The following is a 21,388-nucleotide window of genomic DNA, read 5'->3' on the forward strand; positions in this document are numbered from 1 at the left end:
TGCATTCTGCAATTCATTGTTCTGGAAATATAATTATAGTAAAATAAAAAATGTTTACAATTTCTATAAACAATGTTATATTTAGTTTATAAAAAAGAGAACAGGAGGGAATTATGGATTACGGTAAACTCACATTGGAAGAGATAAAAAAGGGATATCAGTTTGACAAAGAAAAAGATGCCTATGTCTGTATTTATTGTGATCAGACTTTCCAGGAAGGGCAGATTTTTTCAATTGGAGGTCATTTTTATGTGGCGGAACACGCGGTGGCAAAACATATTGCAGCAGAGCATGAGAGTAACTTTGCTCAGCTGGTAAATTCAGACACGAAGTACAATACATTAACGAAAAATCAAAGAGAACTTATGACGTTATTTTATGCGGGATTGACAGACGGTGAAATTGCAAAAAAATCCGGTATTTCCGATTCTACGGTCAGACGCCAGAGATTTACATTTCGGGAAAAAGCAAAACAGGCAAGATTATATCTTGCTATTTATGAACAGGTGTTTGAAGAACATGCTGAAAATGAGAATGCCTTTATTCCCATTCACGACAAAGCAATCTACGTAGATGACCGGTATCTGATAACAGAACAGGAAAAGCGACACATTTTAGAAACATCTTTCAAAACACTTTCACCTTTAGTATTAAAAAACTTCTCCCCAAAAGAAAAGAAAAAGATTGTTATTTTAGGAAAAATAGCAGAAGAATTTGATCGGGGAAAGCATTATAGCGAGAAAGAGGTAAATGAGATATTGAAGCCGGTCTTTGAAGATTATATGACCTTACGGCGCTATTTGGTTATGTATGGGTTTATGGAAAGAACGAAAGACGGAGCGGAATACTGGCTCACAATTTAATTGTTTAATTTGGGTTTAGCTGATTAAGACGCTTTGTAGATGTAGGTAGTGTACGGAAAGATGGGTGTGGGAAACTGGCATGGGCTCCGTCAGCTGGCCGCAGAACTGGTATTTTCTAACCTTTCCGAAGCGATTTTTGGCGGCACGCGGGTATTCACCGAGAAATCCTGATGCATTTCTCGGTTCAGTACCCGCTTAGTATCCGATGGGAGCCAGTCGAATACTATCCGCCAAAAAGCGCTTCGGAAAGGTTAGAAAATACTCAGATCTGCTCTACGCTTCCTCCGCCCATACCAGTTTCCCACACCTATCTTTCCGAGATTCAGTTTACTGCCACAAAGCTGGTTTTCTCAGCCTGGTGGAGACCCTTGGGTTGTGACGGTCTGTTCGTTTTTGGATGCAGCAGAGTGTGTTACGGCAGTTCAGTGTGAAAGGGGGATGATAAGACGAAATTTTACCTGCTTTCCTGATCACAGACTTAACCGGATGTAGGTACTATAACCACAAATATACTGTAGTAGAATTTAGAGACAGTTCACAGTGATAATATCCAGCTAGTTTATTGGTTTATATGTGATCTAAGCCAATAACGTCCGGCATACCACAACCCCAGAGCCCCCATGCTGAGAAAACCAGCTTTGTATCAATAAACTGCATCCCGGAAAGAGAAGGGGGCGGACCATGGCAGGCGTTTGGAAGGCGTATAGCAGATCTGAGCATTTACTTACCTTGCCGGAGTGTTTTTTGGCGGATAGTATCCGACTGGCTCCCATCGGATACTAAGCGGGCAGTGAGCTGCGAAATGCATCAGGATTTCGGAGCGAATGCCCGCGTGCCGCCAAAAAACGCTCTGGGAAGGTTAGAAAATGCCAGTTCTGCGGTAAGCCTTCCAAACGCCTGCCATGGTCCGCCCCCTTCTCTTTCCTCACACTACTTCAATCTACAAAGCGTCCCCTTCCTCAGCTAAACCCAAATATAATAAACCTGGAGTGAGTCTCAAGTTCAAGTAATGACACACAAGAGTGTGGTTGAGAATTCATTTAAGTAAAAATATGTAGTAGAGATCATATATGAATAAAAAATCAAAGAGGAGATCAGTATGGAACTATTAAAAGAATCTGATATGGAGAAAAACAGACCCAATATTAAAATGGGGCCTATTGTGATGGACTGTGGTATGGGAGGCGCTAAAGTACTTTCGGAATTTTATAGCAGACTGCTTGGATGGAATCTCTCGCATCCGGCGCAGAATGGGACGTCTGCCATCACCTCTTCCCAGGGAAATGTGATGGCATTTCAGGAGGTTGAGGGGTATGAATCTCCGGTCTGGCCGTGGAAAGCTGGAAAACAGGGACAAATGATACACTTTGATCTAGAAGTGGAAGACTTGGAAGAAGCAATCAGCTATGCTGTGCTTTGTGGAGCAAGGCTGGCGGAAGAGATATTTTTCGAGGATTCCAGAACGCTGTTTGATCCTGCGGGGCATCCGTTCTGTCTGGACACTTACCGAGAGGATTAATGGGAAAAAAGAAAATAAAAGAAAAATAAAAAAGAGTCGTTTTGTCTGAACGTGATTTTTAGCACGCAGTCAGACTAAACGATTCTTTTTTGCATTTTTTACTGGTGTCGTAAGAGATATTTTGCCTGAAGTTAAAAAAACGATACATTTAAGCAAAAAAGCCTAATTATAATATCCGATAATACCTAAAAGGTAACCACTGTAGCCGACAATGCTTTTAAAAATATACTAAAATTGCAGAGTATAATTTCTGCATGCTTCTACATATGCCGTGATATTTTCCCAGGGTACCTCCGGCTCCAGCATATGGGTAGGTGCCAAAAAGAGCCTGCCGGTTTTGCCGGCAATATCCAGTAAATGGATGGCGGTTGCTTTCACTTCCTTCGGGGAGGCAAAGGGCATGGTGGTCTGGGTCCCAATGGTGCCATGGAATCCAATCTTCCCGCCATATTTTTGAAAAATTTCCTGAAAGTCCATGCATTCGCTTTGAATAGGATTCAGAACATCAATTCCTGCTTCGATCAGATAGGGGATAAAAGGGGTAACATACCCACAGCTGTGGTAAAATATAATAATTTCCGGATTAACGGAACGGATTGTCTGAATTACTTTCTTCAGGCGCGGTAAAATCCATTCGCAATAGAGATCTTCACTCATCATCTGGGTGTGCTGCATCCCAATATCGTCACCCAGGTAAATGATATCCACACCTGCCAGGGCAAAAGACCTGGCACGAATCTGCGCCTGTGCCGTGACTTTGTCAAAAATGAAAGAAGCAATTTCTGGATCACAGATCATATCAGACATGAGATTTTCCATACCCCGGATGTACCAGGATGTTTCCCAGATAGTCACCTGCATACTGCCTACAGCAGCCAGTCCCTGTTTATGGATTGCTTTAACCTGTTCTGGCTGATGGGATGCATTGCCTGCAGCGAAATCGGGAAAAGGGTAGTCCTTAATTTCTTCCAAATCCTCTGTCAGACTAAGCGGATAGCGCATTCTTGTCATATGCTTGGCAGCGGCACTGCCTGGTTCATGTGCAATTCCCCATACATCGATTTTAGATCCTTCTTTCAATCCGTAGGGATAATATTTAAGAAACTGTTCCGGATTTTCTTTGATGGTGATATCATCCACATAGCGCCAGGGCATCTGGAAGTACTCCATATAGCTCAGGTCACTTCCTGTTTTTTCATGATAGGTCGCCACTAGTTCCGGGCATAAATTAAATTCTACGGGCACCTCCTGGTAAGGTTTACCCTTTAGCATAGCGATTAAGTTTTCTCTTTTTGTCATATCAGCACCTGTTTATATTCCTTTCACAATATTTTTCTTTTTCGTTATTGACTTATCCACATGTTAGCATATATGATTAAGAATATGAATGGAATTATTGGTCAGGGCATGTCATTTTTGGAAATAGAAAGGACGAAGGAGATGAAAATACCGGAGCGGTTGTACCGCAATCAAACGATGCATTATAATATTACCCACAGTCCCCAGGACGGCGTTTTAAGCTGTGGTTTCCTGCATAAACCAAATGCAGGTTTTTCTCAAAGTGGTCTTGTCTTTGAACACTATGGTGCATTTTTGCTGCTGGACGGATCGGGGAGTTATACGGATTCAGAGGGATATGAATATGATCTGGAACCGGGAGCTTACATACAGAGGCTGCCGGGCAGGATGCATACAACCATGGTAAATCCGGATGGAAAATGGCTGGAGTTTTTTGTTTGTTTTGGCAAAAAAACTTATGAGAATTTAAGAGATCTGAAACTAATTTCGGATACACCTGTGATTTATCCGGGACTGACCCCTCATACTTTTCAAAAGTGCAATTATTTAATGGAATGTTTCCGGAAACTGCCGGAAGAGCAGCTGTCGGTTTTGTATCTTTACAGTCAGGAATTTGCAATCGAGATGTTTCGAAGTGCCAGAAATTCATATGTGGATGGCAGGGAATTTGTGAAGATGCAGAAGGCAGAGGAATTGCTCTGCCAGAGGAAGCCACGCTTTTTAAATGCCAGAGAGGTGTCGGATTGTATCGGCATGTCTTATGACAGATTTCGGAAAAAATTTAAGGATATGTACGGGATTTCCCCGGGAGCATATCAGATTGACAGCCGGATTAATTATTCAAAGACCCTGCTGTTAGACACCGGGAAGAATTTAAATGAAATAGCACTTTTATGTAATTTTGCAGATGGATTTTCATATTCTAAAGCATTTAAGAAGCACTGCAATATATCACCGCAGGAGTTTCGGAAGAATCATTTGAATTTGTGAATAATAGCTAGATTTAACAGTTTATAATTGGCTTATGGCTCCTGTTCAAAACAATCTTATGAGTCAATATTTGAAATAGAGAACATTAACGGTAAATTTAAACTTTATGAACTAATGGATAAAAAATATGTATCTCCGTTTTTGATATTATGTTGGATTGCAGTACATTTTCAACATGTGAGTAACATGTTGAGGGACATGTGAGCCTTTACATGTGAATATGACATAATATTCATATAAAATGACATTTTTATTATATGAAAAGTTAATTACAGACATTATAATAATATTCTATGCGGCGCAGAATCCTTAGTGATTTTTAAGTGGTGAGATTTTCTCCTGGCATTATCAGATTGTGCAGGTGAAGGTTTTGATTTGTATTAAATTCCAATCATGTATTTGGATTCCAAAACAGGCGCTATCATATAGAGTTGGAGAGTTTGCTATGTTTTCATTTTTACTAGTGATTATTTATGTTGCATTTATCAGTCTGGGACTGCCGGATTCCCTGGTAGGTTCTGCATGGCCAGTGATGCAGTCAGAATTGGGAGTTCCTTTTTCATACGCGGGAATCATTACGATGATTATAGCCTGTGGGACAATTGTCTCAAGCCTTCTGTCAGACAGGCTTACCAGGAAATTTGGAGCCGGATTAGTTACGGCATTCAGTGTATTTTTAACAGCCATGGCGCTGTTTGGATTTTCGGTATCGAATTCTTTTATTTTGCTGTGTTTATGGGCGGTTCCGTATGGACTGGGAGCAGGAGCGGTAGATGCAGCACTGAATAACTATGTTGCCCTGCACTATGCATCACGCCATATGAGCTGGCTGCATTGCTTCTGGGGAGTTGGGGCGGCTGTCAGCCCGTACATAATGAGTTTTTGCCTTACGGGTGGCCATGGATGGCACAGTGGTTATCGTGTGGTCAGTATCGTGCAGATTATATTAACTGTAATTCTCTTTATCAGCCTGCCGCTTTGGAAGAGGGGAAATACAGATCATATACAACATGCGGAACTTGATAAGGAAGTTTCATCCAGACCCCTGGGGTTTGCGCAGATTTTAAAAATGAAAGGGGTTCCCCTGGTTCTGGTAACATTTTTCTCATATTGTGCGCTGGAACAGACGGCAATGTTATGGGCAAGCAGTTATCTGGTGCAGCATAGGGGACTGGACGTGAGTATTGCAGCAAGGTTTGCCTCTCTGTTTTGTCTTGGTATCACAGCGGGGAGATTTCTCTGTGGATTTATAGCAGATAAATTAGGAGATAAGTTACTAATCCGTTTTGGTATTTTGCTTTCATTGTTAGGAATCATTTTCGTTGCCCTGCCGGTAGAAGGAACGTTTTTTGCAATGATTGGATTAATTATTACGGGCCTGGGATGTGCTCCCACGTATCCGGCTATTATCCATTCAACACCTTTTAATTTTGGCAGAGAAAATTCACAGGGGATTATCGGGATCCAAATGGCAAGCGCCTACGTGGGTACAACGATTATGCCGCCGCTTTTTGGTTTTCTTGCTTCCGCTATCAACATTAGTATATTTCCATTATATTTAAGTATTTTTGCAATTTTGATGCTGGTTATGTCCGAGCGGTTAAATAAAATTGTTGCAAAAAAATATGCATCGTCTAGGTAATGACTTTCCTAAGAATATGGACGCCCTCTGCAATATTTTCAAAACTCAAATGAGAGTAACCCATAAGTATTTCGCTGGCATGATTGCAGCCGGAGTGTTCCAGCAGATAATTTTCAATCGGGTATATGCGGACGCCCTGATGTGCTATTTCCTGTACCAGATCCCTGGAAAAGGTTGTGTTATGAAACCGGACTACCATATGCAGTCCGGCAGCCTGCCCGAGGATTTTAAACTCACTGGCAAATTGATCCGTTAATTCCCGGATCAGATGATTTCGGTTTTTGTGATAGTACTTTTTCATTTTCCAGTATTCTGAAATTCTTCAGTGTTTTGAAATTTTCCAGTATTCTAAAAATTTGCCAGTGTTCTGTAATATTCCGGTATTCTTATATTTTTCCTTATGATGAACTTTTCCTGAATCCTCTATTGACTCTGTATTAGCTGTTTTGTCTGTCTTATTTCTATTCCCTATAGTATTTATATTATCTGTCTGATTTAACTTATTTTTGCTTGGATTCCCAGCTATACCTGCATGATTCAGCGGTTTTTTTAACTCCTGAATGCCGTATGCTACAATCGTGCCGGATCCCTGGTGTCCTTCCAGATAGCCTTCTGCAAACATTAGGACAAGAATAGATCTTTCCTCTGTTATTTGCGTGATTTATTACGGTTTTTTCGTTTCGATTCTCTCTTATGTGTTCTGGTTTAAAGGAATAGAAAAAATTCCCGCCAGCAATGCGGCAGTCTTTACCAGTATGGTTCCGGTCAGCAGTATTGTATTGTCGGCGGTTGTTTTGAAAGAAACTGTTATGGGGAACATATGGTTGGACTGGGGTGTATTATTGGGGGGATTTTGATTTCCTGCCTGCATTTTAACGAAAAACAAGATTCTTCAAATTCATAGGCATAGACGGGTATCTTTTACATATTTCCATCATTTGGAATAAAATTCCTTGACACGGATCATATAATCGGCTATTATTAGTACTAAGTACTATTACTGTTTTATTTGGAAGATAGGAGAATTATAATGAAACGAGTTTTTGGAAAGATTGAAATTGCTTTTGATATATTGTACCTGCTTTCAGCCTTAATAATGGGGATTTTTCTGCTTATGGTATCTGCTTCCAAATTGCATATGCTGGCTGGAATTATGGCTTTGATATTGGTAATTGGAGATTCTTTTCATCTTCTTCCCCGTATCAGGGTTATCATTTCTAAAAATGAAAAAGCCCGGCGAACTGCATTGGGGCGTGGTAAGCAGATTACCTCTGTTTCTATGACTGTATTTTACCTTCTGCTTTGGCAGATAGGACTGCAGATAAGCAATATTTCGGTTTTACCATTCTGGAACTATATAATCTATGTCTTGGCTGTTCTGCGCATAGCACTTTGTTTACTTCCGTGGAACCGTTGGACAGATGCCCAACCTCCGGTGAAGTGGGGAATTTATCGCAACATTCCTTTCTTTGTTATGGGCCTTATGGTGTCTATACTCTTTTTTGTGAATCGAAATGTGATAGCAAGTGTCCATTATATGTGGCTTGCCATTTTATTAAGCTTTTCCTTTTATCTTCCGGTTGTTCTTTTTGCAAACCGTAACCCTAAGATCGGAATGCTGATGCTGCCCAAAACAGGATGCTACCTCTGGATTATCGGCATGTGCTTATTTCTGTAGGGGATAATAATCTTTCGAATACATAATTATTTATCCCGCTATCGTTCTATTAACAGGGAGAAAAAGGAGGGGTGGATAGGTGGAAAAGGGCTGGTACCCGAAAAACCAAAATTTAAGTAAGGCAGCAGCTGTTCAGAAAGATACTCATTAACACATCACATATATAATAATTGAAAGGAGTTTTGCTATGAATGAACATAAAAATTTGACAAACGAGGTCGGCGCTCCGGTAGCCGATAATGAAGTTTCAATCACCGCCGGTTCAAGAGGACCAGTGATGATGCAGGATGTATGGTTGATGGAGAAAATGGCACATTTTAACCGTGAAGTAATTCCGGAACGCCGCATGCACGCAAAGGGCTGGGGGGCTTATGGGAAATTTACAGTAACCCATGATATTTCCAGGTATACCAAAGCAAAGGTATTACAGCCTGGCGCTGTAACAGAAACTTTTACCCGTTTTTCCACGGTAGCCGGAGAACGTGGAGCGGCAGACTGTGAGCGTGATATACGAGGTGTTGCCACGAAGTTCTACACCGAAGAAGGTAATTGGGATCTGGTTGGGAATAATACCCCCACTTTTTTCATCAGGGATGTTCATAATTTCTCTGACTTGAACCGTGCAGTCAAAAGAGATCCCCGCACAGGGCGCCGCTCTGCACAAAATAACTGGGATTTCTGGACCCTCCTTCCGGAATGCTTCCATCAGATAACGATAGTTATGAGCGATCGCGGAATTCCAGCTTCTTTCCGGAATATGCACTTTTTTGGCGAGCATACATTTTCTCTATACAACGAAAAAAATGAACGTGTATGGTGCAAATTTCATTTTAAAACGCAGCAGGGTATAAAGAATTTTTCAAATGAAGAAGCCGCAAAAGTTAATAGCTTGGACCGGGAATATCACGGGAAAGATTTGTATGATGCCATTGAAGAAGGTGATTTTCCCAAATGGACCATGTATGTCCAGATTATGACAGAAGAACAGGCCGCAAACCACTATGAAAATCCATTTGATATCACTAAGATCTGGAGACACGCGGAATACCCGCTTATTGAAGTGGGAGAGCTGGAATTAAACCGAAATGCGGATAATTATTTTGCTGAGGTTGAGCAGGCTGCATTTGCCCCTGCGCATGTGGTACCGGGTATAGGATTTAGTCCGGACCGATTCTTACAAGGAAGACTTTTTGCTTATGGAGATGCACAGCGCTACCGTCTGGGGGTAAACCATAATCATATCCCGGTAAACCGCGCAAAAGTGGAGGTAAATGAATATCATAGGGATGGTGCCATGCGTACAGATGGAAATTATGGGGGAGCTCCTGCTTATACTCCTAACAGTGCCGGGGTTTGGACTGCACAGCCTGAGGTCATGGAACCTGAGCTTTCTCTGGAAGGTGCTATGTACCGTTATGATCCAAAGGACGATCCCACGGATGATTGTTTCCGTGCAGGTGGTGACTTATGGCGGGTTCTGACAGAAGAAAAAAAGCAAATCCTGATACAGAATACGGCAGATGATATTGCAAGCGTTACCCCTAATATTAAGTACCGTCATGCCGTTCACTGCTATCTGGCAGATCCGGAATATGGCGAACGTTTTACTGAGGCTGCAGGTTTATCAATGGACAAGGTCAAAAAGCTTGCAAAATTGGACAATAAAAGCTTGAATCAGGCAACGATTTCACCTATAATGGAGTAAAATATAATTTGTTAGGTGTGTTTTATGAAACAGCAAAGAAATACCAGACAGCGTGAACTTGTGTTACAAATTGTCAGATCTCACCATGACCATCCAAGTGCAGATGAAATCTACCTGGAGGCACGGGAAAAGGATGATAAAATCAGCCGTGGAACCGTATACCGCAACCTAAATCTCCTGACTGAATCCGGAGAGATTCTACAAGTTAAAGTGCCAAGTGCAGACCGGTTTGACTGTCGGCTGGATTACCACTATCATATAATCTGTACGAAATGCGGAAATATAACAGATCTGCCGCTTTCTTATAACGAACATCTGGATACTACAGTCCAAGAGCAGACCAGTTATATTGTAATGCGCCACCGCACTGTATTTGATGGCATATGTTGCGACTGTCAGAAGTCAATACTTAATAAGGATTAGAAAACGTAGGCAGGGAAGATTGATTCCCTGCCTATTTCCTGTATTTAAAGGCTGTTTATTACAACAAATATCATATTTCTCAAAAAGCATAGTATATCACACCACATGAGATCAAACGTATGAAGTTAGAAAAATGTACGATGTCTTTGGGCGGGGCAAGTTACTGTATGATGCTCATTAATGCCTGATAGGCCATTCGGAATGCCTCGGCTCCATCTGTCCTCCCTCTTTGCTGCCCTTCCTGTTCCAGTGATTTCAGGGCATCAAAGTCCGCAAGATGAGGTTCCAGACTGATATATCCGCTGTATCCACACTGATCCAGTTGTTTCAGGATAGAAGAGATATGTCCGTCTCCTTTGCCGGCTGGAACAATTTCCCCGGTAGCCTGTATGGCATCTTTGATATGAAGATACACAATATATGGTTTCAGCATTTCGTAAGCTTCCTGGGTGTCCTGCCCGCATTGTATAAAGTTGGCAAAATCATAGGTGGCACCGAAATACGGTCCGTAGAATTGTTTCATCAAATCCAAACAGCGTGAGGCAGTATCGCCGTAGATCCCTTTTTCGTTTTCATGAAGCAATATCAGATTTTTCTTTGCAGCGTAATTCACCATCAGATCCATGCGTTTCAGGACCTCATACCTATGGGTCTGGGGCGCGCCATCTTTGGGGAGATAGAAGCTGAACATCCGGATATAAGGAGTCTCAAAAATATCAGCCAGTTCTGCTATATGCTGAAATTGTTTAAAGTGTGAAGTGAAATCATCAGTGATATGTATTTTCCCTATGGGTGAGCCGATGGCAGAAACAGCAATACTGTTATGATCCAGTTCTTTCCTGACTTTTAACGCTTCTGCAAGGGTATAATCTGCAATGCCTTTGTGATTGGCACTACGGAATTCTATAAATTGTATATCTAATTCTCTCAAAAGCCTCATCTGTTTTTTCAGGTCTGTGTCAATTTCGTCAGCGAAACAGGATATCTTTGCATTTTTCAACATATTTGTAATCCTTTCTATTCCAACGTGTTAAATACTATTTGAGTATGTTATATAGTTTTCACTTAGTTATCTAAGAGAAAAATTTCTTTCTGAGTTCGGGCGGATTCATAAGAAGCAAGCATCAGACGGATGGTATCCAGTGTTCCCGGAAGATCCAGGCTAAACCGGCTGTTTTCACAGAGGGATTTATAAAAATCTGCTATACAGCTCACGTGCCCGCTTCCCCAGTAGCTTTTCCCCAGTGCTTCCACGGAGGAAAGTTTGGGAGTTTCTATGCGCCCATCCCGGTAGTAATAAGTGACCGCGTGGTCTTCAATCCGAATGGTTCTGTCTTCACAGGACAGTTCGATCAGTGGAGGGACATTTTCGCAGTAAGCAGTGGTTGCATAGAAGACAGCACTTGCATCTGGAAAACGGATATATGCCTCCAGTGTATCCTCTACTTCAATCACCCCTTTTAAATGATGATTGTGCATTCCGGCATCTACACTTAGCGGTGTCCCCAGCAGATAAGCCAGCAGATCCATGGTGTGGATGGCCTGGTTGATCAGCGCACCGCCTCCTTCTGTGTCTTGTTTCCCCCTCCAGCCGCTTTCGTTGTAGTAGGATGCATCCCTTTCCCAGGTAACGATTCCTCTTGCACCTATGACATTTCCGGCAGCTTTTGACTCCAGCAGTTTTTTTACCAGGCGGATGCTGGGATTATAACGGTTCTGAAAGCAAAATCCCATATACTTTTCTGTATGGAGAGAGAGCAGTTCATCCAGCTGATCTTTTGAGATTACCGGTGGTTTTTCTGAAAAGACGTGTATTCCGTGCTTAAGTGCATACAGCATCATTGGTACATGTAAATAATGGGGTGTACAGATATGCAGCACATCCGGTTTTTCCTTTGCCAGCATTTCTTCCAGTGAGGAATAGGCATTTCCACCGTAGCGGTTCCTGAAATCCTGTGCCCGCTCCCCGATGATATCAGCAAATGCAGTCAGGGTGATATCGCTTAACCGGGAGATGCTTTCTGCGTGGACGTGGGCAATACTGCCGCATCCTACTATAGCCGCTCTCATGGTTTTCCCCCCGAACCGTAAGTTCCTTCTGTATTAAATGTTATTTCCTGCACTTCTTTCATCTTAGAATTCGCGCGCAGCTCATTTAATTTTTCCAGGAACAGATTCTCATCTATTGGAAGTTCCACTGTTTTGCCCAGCCAGCCGGATAGGTACATAGCATTGGAAAGTGCAAGACCGTTTATGCCTTCTTCGCCGTTTGCCACCAGGGGCTCCCCTCTTAAAATGTTTGCGGCAAATGCTCTTAAGACGCCTGTATGCTGTAGATTTTCGCCTTCTGTAACTATTTCGGTCCAGTGTCCGTCTGGAGGCCGGAAGCCTTCCAGGGTAGTAAAGCAGTATTCCCGTTCGCTGCAATCCAGTTCGTAAAAGCGTAAAACATTATTTTCACAGACTATTTTTCCTTTTTCAAGGGTGATTTCCAGACGGTTGGTACCAGGAGCATCCCCCGTTGTAGTTACAAATACGCCGGTGGCTCCATTTGGGAACTCCATATATGCGGTTACATCATCTTCGACTTCAATATCATGCCATTTTCCAATGTGGCAGAATGCGTGTACCTTTGCAGGCATTCCGCAGATCCATTGCAGAAGGTCCAGGTTGTGGGGACATTGGTTAATCAGAACGCCGCCGCCTTCCCCTGCCCATGTGGCGCGCCAGCCACCGGAATTATAATATGCCTGGGTCCGGTACCAGTCGGTTATAATCCAGTTCACTCTTTTCAATGCACCATATTTTTGGCTGTGCACCATTTCATATATCTTACGGTACACAGGATTGGTGCGCTGGTTAAACATCATGCCGAATACCCGGTCAGTTTTGGCTGCCGCTTCATTCATTTTACGTACCTGCAGCGTGTATACACCCGCCGGCTTTTCACATATGGCATGAAGTCCATGGGCAAATGCGTTTATGACAAAACGCGGATGGTCATAGTGGGGGACAGCGATCAGTACGGCATCACAGCATCCGTCTTCCATCAGGCTGTCTCCATCTGAAAAGATCTGTACATTGTTAGGAAGCTGTTCTTTTGCCCAGCGCCTTCTGGATTCCCGTATATCGGCTACTGCGGTTAATTCCAGTTCAGGGATATTTCCCTCAATCAGCGAAACAGCGTGAACGCTGCCCATATTTCCAATTCCGATAATTCCAAGTTTTATTTTATCCATATTCTATTCCTCATTTTATTTTTCACTTCTTACGGAGGTTGGGATGTGTCAGAGTGATAAAATGATTTTCCAGACACGCCCCGGGATGATTGTTTTAACGGTAACCTGCAGCAGCAAGATTGTCATAGCTTTTCTGCAGGCAGTCAAAGGGACCGGTCTGGCAGATATCCTGTTCCACCAGCAGATATTTGCAGTTTGTATGTTCAAGGGTTTGCAGAATCTGAGTGAAGTTTAGGTTTCCTTCCATTACCGGTGCCATGACAGCAGTACCATGATCAACTGCCATATCTTTCAGGTGGACGCAGGGAATACGGTCTTTTAATTTCGTAATCCAGTGGCATACGTCACCGCCTGCAGCCTGGACCCAGTAAGTATCCAGCGTAATGCCCAGTTCATCCGGCGCAAAGGCTTCCACAAGATATTCCAGGATACGCTTCTGTCCCAGTTTTTCAAATTCAAAGTTGTGGTTATGGTACATAAAGAGTTTTCCGGCAGCAGCAATTTTTTTAGCAGGTTCCAGAAAATCATCGGCAAAATGAGAAATCCAGTCTGTACTGCGGTATTTGTCCGGCATACAGCCCAGCCCGATATAGTTACAGCCCATCAGATTGTGTTCTGCAATCAGTGCATCCGTATCATATAGAATCCGGTCAGCACTATTATGGGTTAAAACGACCTCCACACCTGCTTCATCACACACCTCCCGTATCCGCTCAGCAGGAATATCCTTGCCGATCGCAGATATCTGCACAGTCGTGTAGCCCATAGCTGATATTTTCTTAATTGTAAATGTGAAATCTTTTTCCGTTTGGATATAATCTCTGACGGTATAAAGCTGTGCTCCTGTTATCATAATAATATCCTTTCTGTCCGGTGTTTTTATTTTTGTTTACCGGAGCTTTGAAGAAACTATAGCCTATTTATAATGAAAATACCATTGCCTGCAGAGTCGATTATATTGCAAATATCGCTCTGATGTTTTATAGTATTTTTATGTTACGGTTGAGGGAGGTTATAAAATGCCAGAAAATGAAAAAGAACAGGACAGCCGTTATCTGGAACTGATCAATGTCGGCTATAGTGATACACAGTATATGACGGATCAGTATGATCTGCATTGTCACAATTATTACGAGATTTTTTACTTTGTAGAAGGAGAAGCGGACTACCTGGTGGAAGGACAGCGATATTGCCTTACTTCCCACAGCCTTCTTTTGCTGTCGCCCCATGTATTTCATGGAGTAAAAATTAATTCCGACAGCCATTACCGGAGATATGCGCTTCATTTTCATCCGGATATTATCTCCATGGAACATCGAAGGCTATTATTATCGGTATTTCAAGCTTTTGAGAAAAATCCAAAACAGAAAATATATTTTGAAAATGTAAGACAATTTCAACTGGATGCCTGCCTGCAGGCACTCTGTGAATATGTGAAAAGCCCGTCCGGACTTCAGGAACAGCTAATCCCCATAGGTATGGAAGCCGTTCTTGGCCGTATTGTTGCCATAATCGGTAAAGAAAGCGGAGTTCATGGGCATAATCTGGACAATGACCTGGCAACAAAGATCTTAATTTATCTGAATCGCCATCTTTCAGAGGAAATTACGCTGGATAATCTAGCTGAGAAATTTTTGCTGAGCAAACATTATTTGAACAGAGTTTTCCGCAAGGCAGTTGGGACTACGGTTTTTGATTACCTGGTGCAAAAGCGGGTGATCTTTGCCCAGCAGCTGCTGATTAACGGGTGCAGCGCAGCTGATGCGGCGGCCGCCTCAGGATTTGCAGATTATTCCGCTTTTTATCGTGCTTATAAAAGAATCCTTGGACATTCTCCACTTAGGGACAGGGGAGTGCTTCCGCCTGTGAGCGGTATCATTGATCCGCATACTGCAGAAAGTATTATGGTGAAAAAGTAGGAAGCAGTTTAGCTGAGAAGGGGACGCTTTGTAGATGGAGATGGTGCAGGTCAAGATTGGAGTGGGAAACTTGTATGGACTCCGTCAGCTGGCCGCAGAACTGGTATTTTCTAACCTTTCCAAAGCAATAGCAGTTGACAAAATATACAATCTACTATAAAATGAAAATGATTTTCAAATTCATATTTGAAGAAAAGAGGAAAACACGGTGGGGGAACGCGGTCAGTATCAGACCAAACAAAGGGAGAATATCCTGCAATGTCTGAAAGCGAACCAGGAGAAATTCTATACAGTTGAACAATTTATGGATTATATGCGCAACGAGGGAATGCATGCAGGTCAGACTACTTTATATCGTATGCTGGAGCGGATGCACCAGGAAGGGATGGTTACTAAAATTCCATCTATGGACGGTTCCCCTGCTCAATATAGGTATATAGGAGATGAAGATAAACAGAATCATGGGAAACTGGTTTGTCTGAAATGTGGACAAACGGTTCCTTTAAAATGTGATTGTATGGAGGATTTTTCCATCCATATTTTAAGAGAACATCATTTTGAACTGGATCAGCAGCACACGACACTCTATGGCTATTGCAGTCATTGCCGCTGAAGCTGAACAATAAATGCAATCTGAAAGGAGGGAGAAATAACGATGATGATGAATCTGCATAATAAAACTCAAGAAGTCTACAAAAAAGCTGCCGCCATTCTTCTGATTGCAGCTGTTTTAAGCGTTCTATTTCTCTCTAATTTTTTTATTGCAGAAAATATCCATCATCAATGTACAGGTGAAAGCTGTCCGGTGTGTGCCGAAATACAGCATGCAGAAAGTCTGATTCATCAGATTGGAAGTGCTATAATTTGTTTTGCTTCCGTAGTTTGTATTGTAGCAGCATTTATCGCTATGATACCGTCATTTTATCAATTCTTTCAGAGAAAAACACTCATATCTTATAAGGTAAGGCTGAACGATTAAATCAGCGGACGCAAGGGAGAATTCTGCCTTTTTGCAGAAAGAAACCTTGTTTTTTTGCGCCCATTTTACCAAATTACCAAAATTATAATTGAATATGGAGGATTTCATCATGAAAAAATCAGTGTACATTATCCTGTCTGCGCTGGCGGTTTCTTTGTGCTGCGCAGGTTGTGGAAAACAAAGCAGTATAGGGGCAGATGAGAACAAAGAAATGGCTAACCAGATAAACAGCAATGCCAGTGGGAAAACCGATGAAAAAAATGCCGGAGATAAGTTAAAAGTGATAGCAAGTTTCTATCCTATGTATGATTTTGCCAAAAAAATAGGCGGGGAAAAAGTAGAAGTTATCAATATGGTACCGGCAGGAACAGAGCCTCATGACTGGGAGCCGGCAGCAACGGATATCAGAGAATTAGAGACGGCAGATGTGTTTGTCTACAACGGTGCCGGTATGGAACATTGGGTAGAAAATATATTGGAATCACTGGATAATCAGAAGCTGACTACCGTAGAAGCGTCGAAAGGATTAAAACTCATGGAAGAAACCCACAGCCATGAGGGGGATGGTAAGACAGACGCTGAGAGTGAAACCGATGATAAAGGCAAAATAAATACCTCGGGTGAAACCGAAGAAGCCTCTGGCTGCGACCCTCATGTATGGCTTGATCCGATGAATGCTAAATCGGAGATGGAGAACATTAAAAATGCTTTTGTGGCAACAGACCCGGAGAACAAGGATTACTATGAAAAAAATTATGAAACTTATGCAGCGGAATTTATAAAGCTGGATCAGGAGTATAGAGAAGGAATTGCAAAAACAGCAAGCAAAGACCTGATTGCGGCGCATGAAGCTTTTGGGTATCTCTGTAAAGCGTATGGACTGAATCAGATTGGGATCGAAGGTCTTTTGCCGGATTCCGAGCCGGACCCGGCAAGAATGAATGAGATTATTCAGTTTGCAAGGGAAAACAATGTTAAAACAATCTTTTTTGAAGAGCTTGTAAGTCCGAAAGTTGCAAAAACAATTGCAAGCGAAATTGGAGCAAAGACAGAAGTTCTGAATCCGCTGGAAGGATTAAGTGATGAGGAGCTTTCGGCGGGTGCGGACTACTTTTCTGTAATGCGGGACAATCTGAAAACGCTGGAAGAAGCCTTAAAATAGAAGTGTGCTAAATAGTTAAAAATAATAGTAAGGAAGGAACGCTTCATGAATATAGTCAGCATGGATAATATCACTTTTCGGTATGCAGATGTACCGATTCTGAAAAATTTGAGTTTAAAAATCGGGGAAGAGGAGTATGTGCTTCTTACCGGAGAAAATGGAAGTGGAAAAAGTACCCTATTAAAACTTTTACTGGGGGAATTACAGCCCCAGGAAGGGCGAGTGGAAATATTCGAAAAGGAAACAACCCATGTTTTTTCCGGTGGCCGCATAGGTTATGTCCCGCAAAACAGTATTAGCCATAACCAGAGTTTTCCGGCAACGGTGGAAGAAATTATGCTGACAGGTCTTTATCTGCAGATTGGCAGATTTCGTTTGCCGGGCAGAAAGCACCGGGAGCGTGTACGCAAAACATTGGAGGAACTTGGAATGGAGAGTTTTATGAAGAACCGGATTGGAGAACTGTCCGGAGGGCAGCAGCAAAGAATTATGCTGGCACGGGCGTTAGTGGGTAATCCGGAGCTGTTGGTTCTGGATGAACCCACTGCAGGGATGGATGCGGAATCAGTTAAGAATTTTTACCGGTTGTTAAAGGAACTTAATCTGAGCCGCAAAGTTACGATATTCCTGGTTACCCATGGAAGTACCACAGACTGTATTGGAGCGCATCGGATACTTAAGATGAAAGAGGGGAAAATCAGAGAATGAGTATACTGGAATATAGTTTTATGCAGAGAGCCTTTTTGGCAGGCATTTTGCTGGCGCTGATAACCCCGTGTATTGGGATGACAATTGTGCTTAAGAGAATGTCAATGATCGGGGACGCCCTTTCCCATTCTTCACTTGCAGGAGTGGCAGCAGGCCTGATCTTTGGTATCAATCCGGTTCTGAGTGCGGCAGTGGTATGCGTGGCTGCGGCACTGGGGATTGAGCGGATCCGTAAGAAACTGCCCCGCTATTCGGAGATGGCTATTGCAATTGTTATGTCCGGGGGTATTGGTTTAGCTGGGGTATTGTCCGGGTTTGTAAAAAACAGTGCGAATTTCAGCAGTTTTTTATTTGGCAGCATTGTTGCGATCAGCAGGGAGGAACTTGTACTGGTTACTGTTGTCAGTCTGATTGTGCTGATTACGGTTTTGCTACTTTATAAAGAATTATTTTACATAGGGTTTGATGAAAATGCAGCGCGTATTTCCGGTGTACCGGTTCAGAGGATTAATTTTGTGTTTACTGTTTTGACGGCGCTTACCATATCGATAGCATCCCGTACGGTGGGGGCGCTTATCATTTCTTCCATGCTGGTGGTGCCGGCAGCCTGCGGAATGCAGATGGGACGAAGCTATAAAAAAGCCCTTCTGTGGGCCGTAATCGTTGCGGTGTCAACAACAATTGCAGGATTAATACTTTCCTATTATGCCGGTTGGAAACCGGGAGGTACAATTGTACTTTTGGAAGTGATATGGTTTGTCATTATTGTTTTTCGAAAAGCGCTGATAAAAAAATAGGAAGGAGGAGCATTATGACAACACCTTTATATGTAGTTGCCGGCTTCCTGGATAGCGGCAAAACAACATTCATATCCCGGATGCTTCGCCATTGCAGAAGAAAAGAAATACTGGTTCTGCAATTTGAAGAAGGGGAACAGATATTGTATGCCACGCAGCACTGCAAGCTTCTTGGTTGGTCGAAAAAAGAACTGGAGCATTCCTTTGAACGTATTGCAGATGAAATCTGCCAGATAATGCAGCATCAGAAGTTTGATGAAATTTGGGTGGAATGGAATGGGATGGAGGCATTTTCAAAATTGGAACGTATTTTTCTGCAGCTTCGGATGGGCGAACTTTTCCATATCGCAAAAGTGATCTATCTTGCAGATGTGCCTGTGGCGGATATGCTGCTTGGGCAGACCGGAGAAGCACCAATTTCTCAGGTGGCAGCCAGTGACCTGACATTTCTTCGCAATGCAGAGACCAAAGAGGACAGAAGCAGGTTTGAACAGAAGATTCACGGTATTTCCAGATCGGAAGTCCACCTGCTTTCTCAACCGGAAATGAAGCAGACGGTTCAGAAAAAAAGAATGGCACCCTATGTTCCGGCGGCTGCCAGCATAGGGGTAATAGGGAGTCTGATACTGGCGGCACCATTTCTGGAACAAAAAGGGCTGCCACTCAACACCATTCTTACTCTTTTTATGGGGGTATTCCTGCAGGGGGTACCGTTTTTATTGCTGGGCGTTCTGCTGTCTTCGGCAATCCAGGTCTTTTTGCCCCAGAGCTGGATGGAGCGTGTATTTCCGAAAAATCCCATATTTGGAATGTTCATTGGGATGGCGGGGGGATTTTTTCTGCCTGTCTGCGACTGCGCTTCTATACCGGTTTTCAAGAGCCTGCTGAAAAAGGGAGTTCCCATACAGGCAGCCATTTGTTTTATGGCCGCAGCGCCGGTGGTCAATCCGGTAGTACTGCTGTCTACTTACTATGCATTTAACCTGGATATTCGGATTGTAATCTACCGGATGGGGTTGGGACTGCTGTGTGCGTTTTTAATTGGACTTACTTTTTTTCTGAAAAGACCGCAGCAGATCTTAAAAGAAGGGGCTGAGGATTTTGGCTGCTGCAGCTGCGGATGTTACGAAGAGATCGGAGTACAGAAAGGAATTTCTGGTAAAGTCCAACTGTTTTTCAGACATTCCCAGATGGAGTTTTTTAATGTTGGGAAATATTTGATTATCGGAATCTACATTTCTTCTGTATTTCAGGTAGCTGATTTGAGTTGGCTGAAAGGGCTGGGGACTATCAGCCTGCCAATTGCGCTTTTGGCTATGATTGCCCTTTCATTTTTGTTATCCTTATGTTCTTCTTCGGATGCAGTGGTTGCCAGAAGTATGTCCGGTACGTTTTCCTTTGTGCCAATGATGGGTTTCCTGGTTTTTGGACCTATGATGGATATTAAGAATCTGCTGATGTTAAATGGGTATTTTAAGAAGTCATTTGTAGTCAGGCTGGCATTAACGACTCTCGTTGTCTGCTTTGGCATTGTTCTGATATTTGGTTTGCTGGGAGGAGGCGGTGTAGTTTTATGAAACGTTACGTGAATTATGAAGCGGTACTGGAAGGTGCCTGCTACCTGTTGTTCTCCGTTATGATGTTTGCTATGGCTTACAGTAAAAGTTATCTTATTTTTGTTACACCAAGGATGGAGCCTTTTCTGTATTTTACAGGAATTGTCATGATGATCTGGGCGCTGTCTCGTTTCTGGAAGGCAGGCATACCAAAGTATAAGATCAATATGAACAGATGTCTGATTCTGGTGATTCCATTAATGATTATACTGCTTCCCCATGGATCATTTACGTCCGCTGCAGCAGTTGGAAGCTATTTAAGTGGTGGATCGGGAAAGTCAGAAAAGATGATAGATGGGGGGAATCCAGAAGACGGGCAGGCTTATGCAGGAGAGTCCGAAACGGATGAGACAGATATGAAAGCCGGGAAATCAGTTACAGATGGGACGAATCCGGAAACGAAAGTTAATACCGAGGCTCAGGATAATACCACACCAACTACGCCAAATAAACAAAAACAACCGGTTCCGGCAGGTCTGGATGAGGCAAACAGAACCATAACAGTTCGTGATGAAGATTTTTATAATTGGCTGCTGCAGCTTAGCTATTATTCGGATAAGTATGATGGATATCAGATAACAATGCATGGGACAGTTTACCGGGATCAGTCTTTTGAAGAAAACGAGTTTGCCGTGACCAGGTTATTAATGAGCTGCTGCATAGCAGACCTTTCTCCCTGCGGACCAATATGCATTTGGGATGATGCGTCAAATCTAGAACAGGATAAATGGGTTTCCGTAACGGGAATTTTCCATTATAATAAAGATAAAGGAATTGAAATCCAGGTAACCGGAATAGAAGATGCGGATAAGGCAGAACAGGATTATGTCTATCCAGTAGTTCGTTAAG

25 protein-coding genes are annotated in these 21,388 nt (G+C 42.7%); 18 read left to right on the forward strand and 7 right to left on the reverse strand.

The genetic code is table 11. From position 1 onward, the window contains the following. The first annotated feature begins 113 nt into the window (after positions 1-113). From CD03_RS0105005 to CD03_RS0105015, 3 genes are all read left to right on the forward strand, one after another. Positions 114-863, forward strand: a complete 750-nt coding sequence (locus CD03_RS0105005; RefSeq protein WP_027292689.1) for a DUF2087 domain-containing protein — start codon at positions 114-116, stop codon at positions 861-863. Positions 864-911: 48 nt separating this feature from the next. Next, on the forward strand, positions 912-1,034 hold the full coding sequence (locus CD03_RS38790; protein WP_255348064.1) for a hypothetical protein: 123 nt from the start codon (positions 912-914) through the stop codon (positions 1,032-1,034). A 928-nt stretch (positions 1,035-1,962) separates the two neighbouring features. Further along, a complete protein-coding gene (locus tag CD03_RS0105015; RefSeq protein WP_242849045.1) occupies positions 1,963-2,382 on the forward strand; it encodes a VOC family protein in 420 nt (139 codons plus the stop codon). Between the two features lie 228 nt (positions 2,383-2,610). Here the strand turns inward: CD03_RS0105015 and CD03_RS0105020 are convergent, their stop codons facing one another. After that, entirely contained in the window at positions 2,611-3,681 is a 1,071-nt protein-coding gene (locus CD03_RS0105020) for a uroporphyrinogen decarboxylase family protein (protein WP_027292691.1), read from the reverse strand. 72 nt (positions 3,682-3,753) lie between these two features. Between CD03_RS0105020 and CD03_RS0105025 the strand changes: the two genes are divergently transcribed. Then, the gene (locus tag CD03_RS0105025; RefSeq protein ID WP_027292692.1) at positions 3,754-4,671 is read left to right on the forward strand and encodes a helix-turn-helix transcriptional regulator; all 918 of its coding nucleotides are present in this window, start codon (positions 3,754-3,756) and stop codon (positions 4,669-4,671) included. A 445-nt stretch (positions 4,672-5,116) separates the two neighbouring features. Then, positions 5,117-6,313: an MFS transporter gene (locus tag CD03_RS0105030; RefSeq protein WP_027292693.1), complete on the forward strand. Its 1,197-nt coding sequence runs from the start codon at positions 5,117-5,119 to the stop codon at positions 6,311-6,313. On the opposite strand, the gene CD03_RS0105035 is transcribed toward CD03_RS0105030, so the two are convergent. Both CD03_RS0105035 and CD03_RS0105040 read right to left on the reverse strand, forming a co-directional pair. After that, complete coding sequence (locus CD03_RS0105035; protein WP_027292694.1) at positions 6,306-6,614, reverse strand: hypothetical protein; 309 nt, start codon at positions 6,612-6,614, stop codon at positions 6,306-6,308. The two genes, CD03_RS0105030 and CD03_RS0105035, sit on opposite strands and share 8 nt — an antisense overlap. Positions 6,615-6,635: 21 nt before the next feature. Next, positions 6,636-6,935 carry a hypothetical protein gene (locus tag CD03_RS0105040; protein WP_027292695.1) on the reverse strand — a complete coding sequence of 100 codons (300 nt, stop codon included), beginning with the start codon at positions 6,933-6,935 and terminating at the stop codon, positions 6,636-6,638. Between the two features lie 10 nt (positions 6,936-6,945). Between CD03_RS0105040 and CD03_RS37015 the strand changes: the two genes are divergently transcribed. The 4 genes from CD03_RS37015 to CD03_RS0105060 all read left to right on the forward strand — a co-directional run bounded on the left by CD03_RS37015 (position 6,946) and on the right by CD03_RS0105060 (position 10,119). Next, positions 6,946-7,170: an EamA family transporter gene (locus tag CD03_RS37015; protein WP_255348068.1), complete on the forward strand. Its 225-nt coding sequence runs from the start codon at positions 6,946-6,948 to the stop codon at positions 7,168-7,170. Positions 7,171-7,343: 173 nt separating this feature from the next. Continuing rightward, a complete protein-coding gene (locus tag CD03_RS0105050) occupies positions 7,344-7,991 on the forward strand; it encodes a hypothetical protein (RefSeq protein ID WP_027292697.1) in 648 nt (215 codons plus the stop codon). A gap of 187 nt (positions 7,992-8,178) precedes the next feature. Next, on the forward strand, positions 8,179-9,696 hold the full coding sequence (locus CD03_RS0105055) for a catalase (RefSeq protein WP_027292698.1): 1,518 nt from the start codon (positions 8,179-8,181) through the stop codon (positions 9,694-9,696). Between the two features lie 24 nt (positions 9,697-9,720). Continuing rightward, complete coding sequence (locus CD03_RS0105060; RefSeq protein ID WP_027292699.1) at positions 9,721-10,119, forward strand: Fur family transcriptional regulator; 399 nt, start codon at positions 9,721-9,723, stop codon at positions 10,117-10,119. Between the two features lie 160 nt (positions 10,120-10,279). Here CD03_RS0105060 and CD03_RS0105065 read toward each other — a convergent pair whose 3' ends face one another. The 4 genes from CD03_RS0105065 to CD03_RS0105080 form a co-directional block, all read right to left on the reverse strand. Beyond that, on the reverse strand, positions 10,280-11,122 hold the full coding sequence (locus tag CD03_RS0105065) for a sugar phosphate isomerase/epimerase family protein (RefSeq protein ID WP_027292700.1): 843 nt from the start codon (positions 11,120-11,122) through the stop codon (positions 10,280-10,282). Between the two features lie 62 nt (positions 11,123-11,184). Further along, complete coding sequence (locus CD03_RS0105070; protein WP_027292701.1) at positions 11,185-12,189, reverse strand: Gfo/Idh/MocA family protein; 1,005 nt, start codon at positions 12,187-12,189, stop codon at positions 11,185-11,187. Then, positions 12,186-13,358 (reverse strand): Gfo/Idh/MocA family protein, encoded by a 1,173-nt coding sequence (locus CD03_RS0105075; protein WP_027292702.1) that lies wholly within the window; start codon positions 13,356-13,358, stop codon positions 12,186-12,188. The genes CD03_RS0105070 and CD03_RS0105075 overlap by 4 nt, the downstream gene beginning before the upstream one ends. A 94-nt stretch (positions 13,359-13,452) precedes the next feature. After that, positions 13,453-14,211 carry a sugar phosphate isomerase/epimerase family protein gene (locus CD03_RS0105080; RefSeq protein ID WP_027292703.1) on the reverse strand — a complete coding sequence of 253 codons (759 nt, stop codon included), beginning with the start codon at positions 14,209-14,211 and terminating at the stop codon, positions 13,453-13,455. Between the two features lie 166 nt (positions 14,212-14,377). On the opposite strand from CD03_RS0105080, the gene CD03_RS32480 reads away from it, so the two are divergent. From CD03_RS32480 to CD03_RS0105130, 9 genes are all read left to right on the forward strand, one after another. After that, on the forward strand, positions 14,378-15,277 hold the full coding sequence (locus CD03_RS32480; RefSeq protein WP_044288915.1) for an AraC family transcriptional regulator: 900 nt from the start codon (positions 14,378-14,380) through the stop codon (positions 15,275-15,277). A gap of 34 nt (positions 15,278-15,311) precedes the next feature. Then, positions 15,312-15,437, forward strand: a complete 126-nt coding sequence (locus CD03_RS38795; RefSeq protein WP_255348065.1) for a hypothetical protein — start codon at positions 15,312-15,314, stop codon at positions 15,435-15,437. Between the two features lie 48 nt (positions 15,438-15,485). Next, positions 15,486-15,890 (forward strand): Fur family transcriptional regulator, encoded by a 405-nt coding sequence (locus tag CD03_RS0105095; protein WP_027292704.1) that lies wholly within the window; start codon positions 15,486-15,488, stop codon positions 15,888-15,890. 42 nt (positions 15,891-15,932) lie between these two features. Then, the gene (locus tag CD03_RS32485) at positions 15,933-16,256 is read left to right on the forward strand and encodes a hypothetical protein (RefSeq protein WP_052377675.1); all 324 of its coding nucleotides are present in this window, start codon (positions 15,933-15,935) and stop codon (positions 16,254-16,256) included. Positions 16,257-16,467: 211 nt separating this feature from the next. After that, a complete protein-coding gene (locus tag CD03_RS0105110) occupies positions 16,468-17,418 on the forward strand; it encodes a metal ABC transporter substrate-binding protein (RefSeq protein WP_442969720.1) in 951 nt (316 codons plus the stop codon). A 45-nt stretch (positions 17,419-17,463) separates the two neighbouring features. After that, positions 17,464-18,126 carry a metal ABC transporter ATP-binding protein gene (locus CD03_RS0105115; RefSeq protein ID WP_027292706.1) on the forward strand — a complete coding sequence of 221 codons (663 nt, stop codon included), beginning with the start codon at positions 17,464-17,466 and terminating at the stop codon, positions 18,124-18,126. Next, entirely contained in the window at positions 18,123-18,923 is an 801-nt protein-coding gene (locus tag CD03_RS0105120) for a metal ABC transporter permease (protein WP_027292707.1), read from the forward strand. Before CD03_RS0105115 ends, CD03_RS0105120 begins: the two co-directional genes overlap by 4 nt. A 14-nt stretch (positions 18,924-18,937) precedes the next feature. After that, the gene (locus CD03_RS0105125; RefSeq protein ID WP_027292708.1) at positions 18,938-20,500 is read left to right on the forward strand and encodes a permease; all 1,563 of its coding nucleotides are present in this window, start codon (positions 18,938-18,940) and stop codon (positions 20,498-20,500) included. Then, entirely contained in the window at positions 20,497-21,387 is an 891-nt protein-coding gene (locus tag CD03_RS0105130) for a TIGR03943 family putative permease subunit (RefSeq protein ID WP_027292709.1), read from the forward strand. Before CD03_RS0105125 ends, CD03_RS0105130 begins: the two co-directional genes overlap by 4 nt. The last annotated feature ends 1 nt before the right edge of the window (position 21,388 follow it).

The sequence above is a fragment of the Robinsoniella sp. KNHs210 genome, from assembly GCF_000686105.1.
Lineage (GTDB): Bacteria > Bacillota > Clostridia > Lachnospirales > Lachnospiraceae > Robinsoniella > Robinsoniella peoriensis.

Coding starts and splice junctions, on each gene's coding strand:
- CD03_RS0105130 (WP_027292709.1), top strand. CDS start 20,497: ATGAAACGTTACGTGAATTATGAAGCGGTACTGGAAGGTGCCTGCTAC.
- CD03_RS0105015 (WP_242849045.1), top strand. CDS start 1,963: ATGGAACTATTAAAAGAATCTGATATGGAGAAAAACAGACCCAATATT.
- CD03_RS0105035 (WP_027292694.1), bottom strand. CDS start 6,614: ATGAAAAAGTACTATCACAAAAACCGAAATCATCTGATCCGGGAATTA.
- CD03_RS0105005 (WP_027292689.1), top strand. CDS start 114: ATGGATTACGGTAAACTCACATTGGAAGAGATAAAAAAGGGATATCAG.
- CD03_RS0105070 (WP_027292701.1), bottom strand. CDS start 12,189: ATGAGAGCGGCTATAGTAGGATGCGGCAGTATTGCCCACGTCCACGCA.
- CD03_RS0105075 (WP_027292702.1), bottom strand. CDS start 13,358: ATGGATAAAATAAAACTTGGAATTATCGGAATTGGAAATATGGGCAGC.
- CD03_RS0105020 (WP_027292691.1), bottom strand. CDS start 3,681: ATGACAAAAAGAGAAAACTTAATCGCTATGCTAAAGGGTAAACCTTAC.
- CD03_RS0105120 (WP_027292707.1), top strand. CDS start 18,123: ATGAGTATACTGGAATATAGTTTTATGCAGAGAGCCTTTTTGGCAGGC.
- CD03_RS0105065 (WP_027292700.1), bottom strand. CDS start 11,122: ATGTTGAAAAATGCAAAGATATCCTGTTTCGCTGACGAAATTGACACA.
- CD03_RS32485 (WP_052377675.1), top strand. CDS start 15,933: ATGATGATGAATCTGCATAATAAAACTCAAGAAGTCTACAAAAAAGCT.
- CD03_RS0105025 (WP_027292692.1), top strand. CDS start 3,754: ATGATTAAGAATATGAATGGAATTATTGGTCAGGGCATGTCATTTTTG.
- CD03_RS0105125 (WP_027292708.1), top strand. CDS start 18,938: ATGACAACACCTTTATATGTAGTTGCCGGCTTCCTGGATAGCGGCAAA.
- CD03_RS38795 (WP_255348065.1), top strand. CDS start 15,312: ATGGAGATGGTGCAGGTCAAGATTGGAGTGGGAAACTTGTATGGACTC.
- CD03_RS0105050 (WP_027292697.1), top strand. CDS start 7,344: ATGAAACGAGTTTTTGGAAAGATTGAAATTGCTTTTGATATATTGTAC.
- CD03_RS0105055 (WP_027292698.1), top strand. CDS start 8,179: ATGAATGAACATAAAAATTTGACAAACGAGGTCGGCGCTCCGGTAGCC.
- CD03_RS0105030 (WP_027292693.1), top strand. CDS start 5,117: ATGTTTTCATTTTTACTAGTGATTATTTATGTTGCATTTATCAGTCTG.
- CD03_RS0105040 (WP_027292695.1), bottom strand. CDS start 6,935: ATGTTTGCAGAAGGCTATCTGGAAGGACACCAGGGATCCGGCACGATT.
- CD03_RS32480 (WP_044288915.1), top strand. CDS start 14,378: ATGCCAGAAAATGAAAAAGAACAGGACAGCCGTTATCTGGAACTGATC.
- CD03_RS0105115 (WP_027292706.1), top strand. CDS start 17,464: ATGAATATAGTCAGCATGGATAATATCACTTTTCGGTATGCAGATGTA.
- CD03_RS0105060 (WP_027292699.1), top strand. CDS start 9,721: ATGAAACAGCAAAGAAATACCAGACAGCGTGAACTTGTGTTACAAATT.
- CD03_RS0105080 (WP_027292703.1), bottom strand. CDS start 14,211: ATGATAACAGGAGCACAGCTTTATACCGTCAGAGATTATATCCAAACG.
- CD03_RS0105110 (WP_442969720.1), top strand. CDS start 16,468: ATGGCTAACCAGATAAACAGCAATGCCAGTGGGAAAACCGATGAAAAA.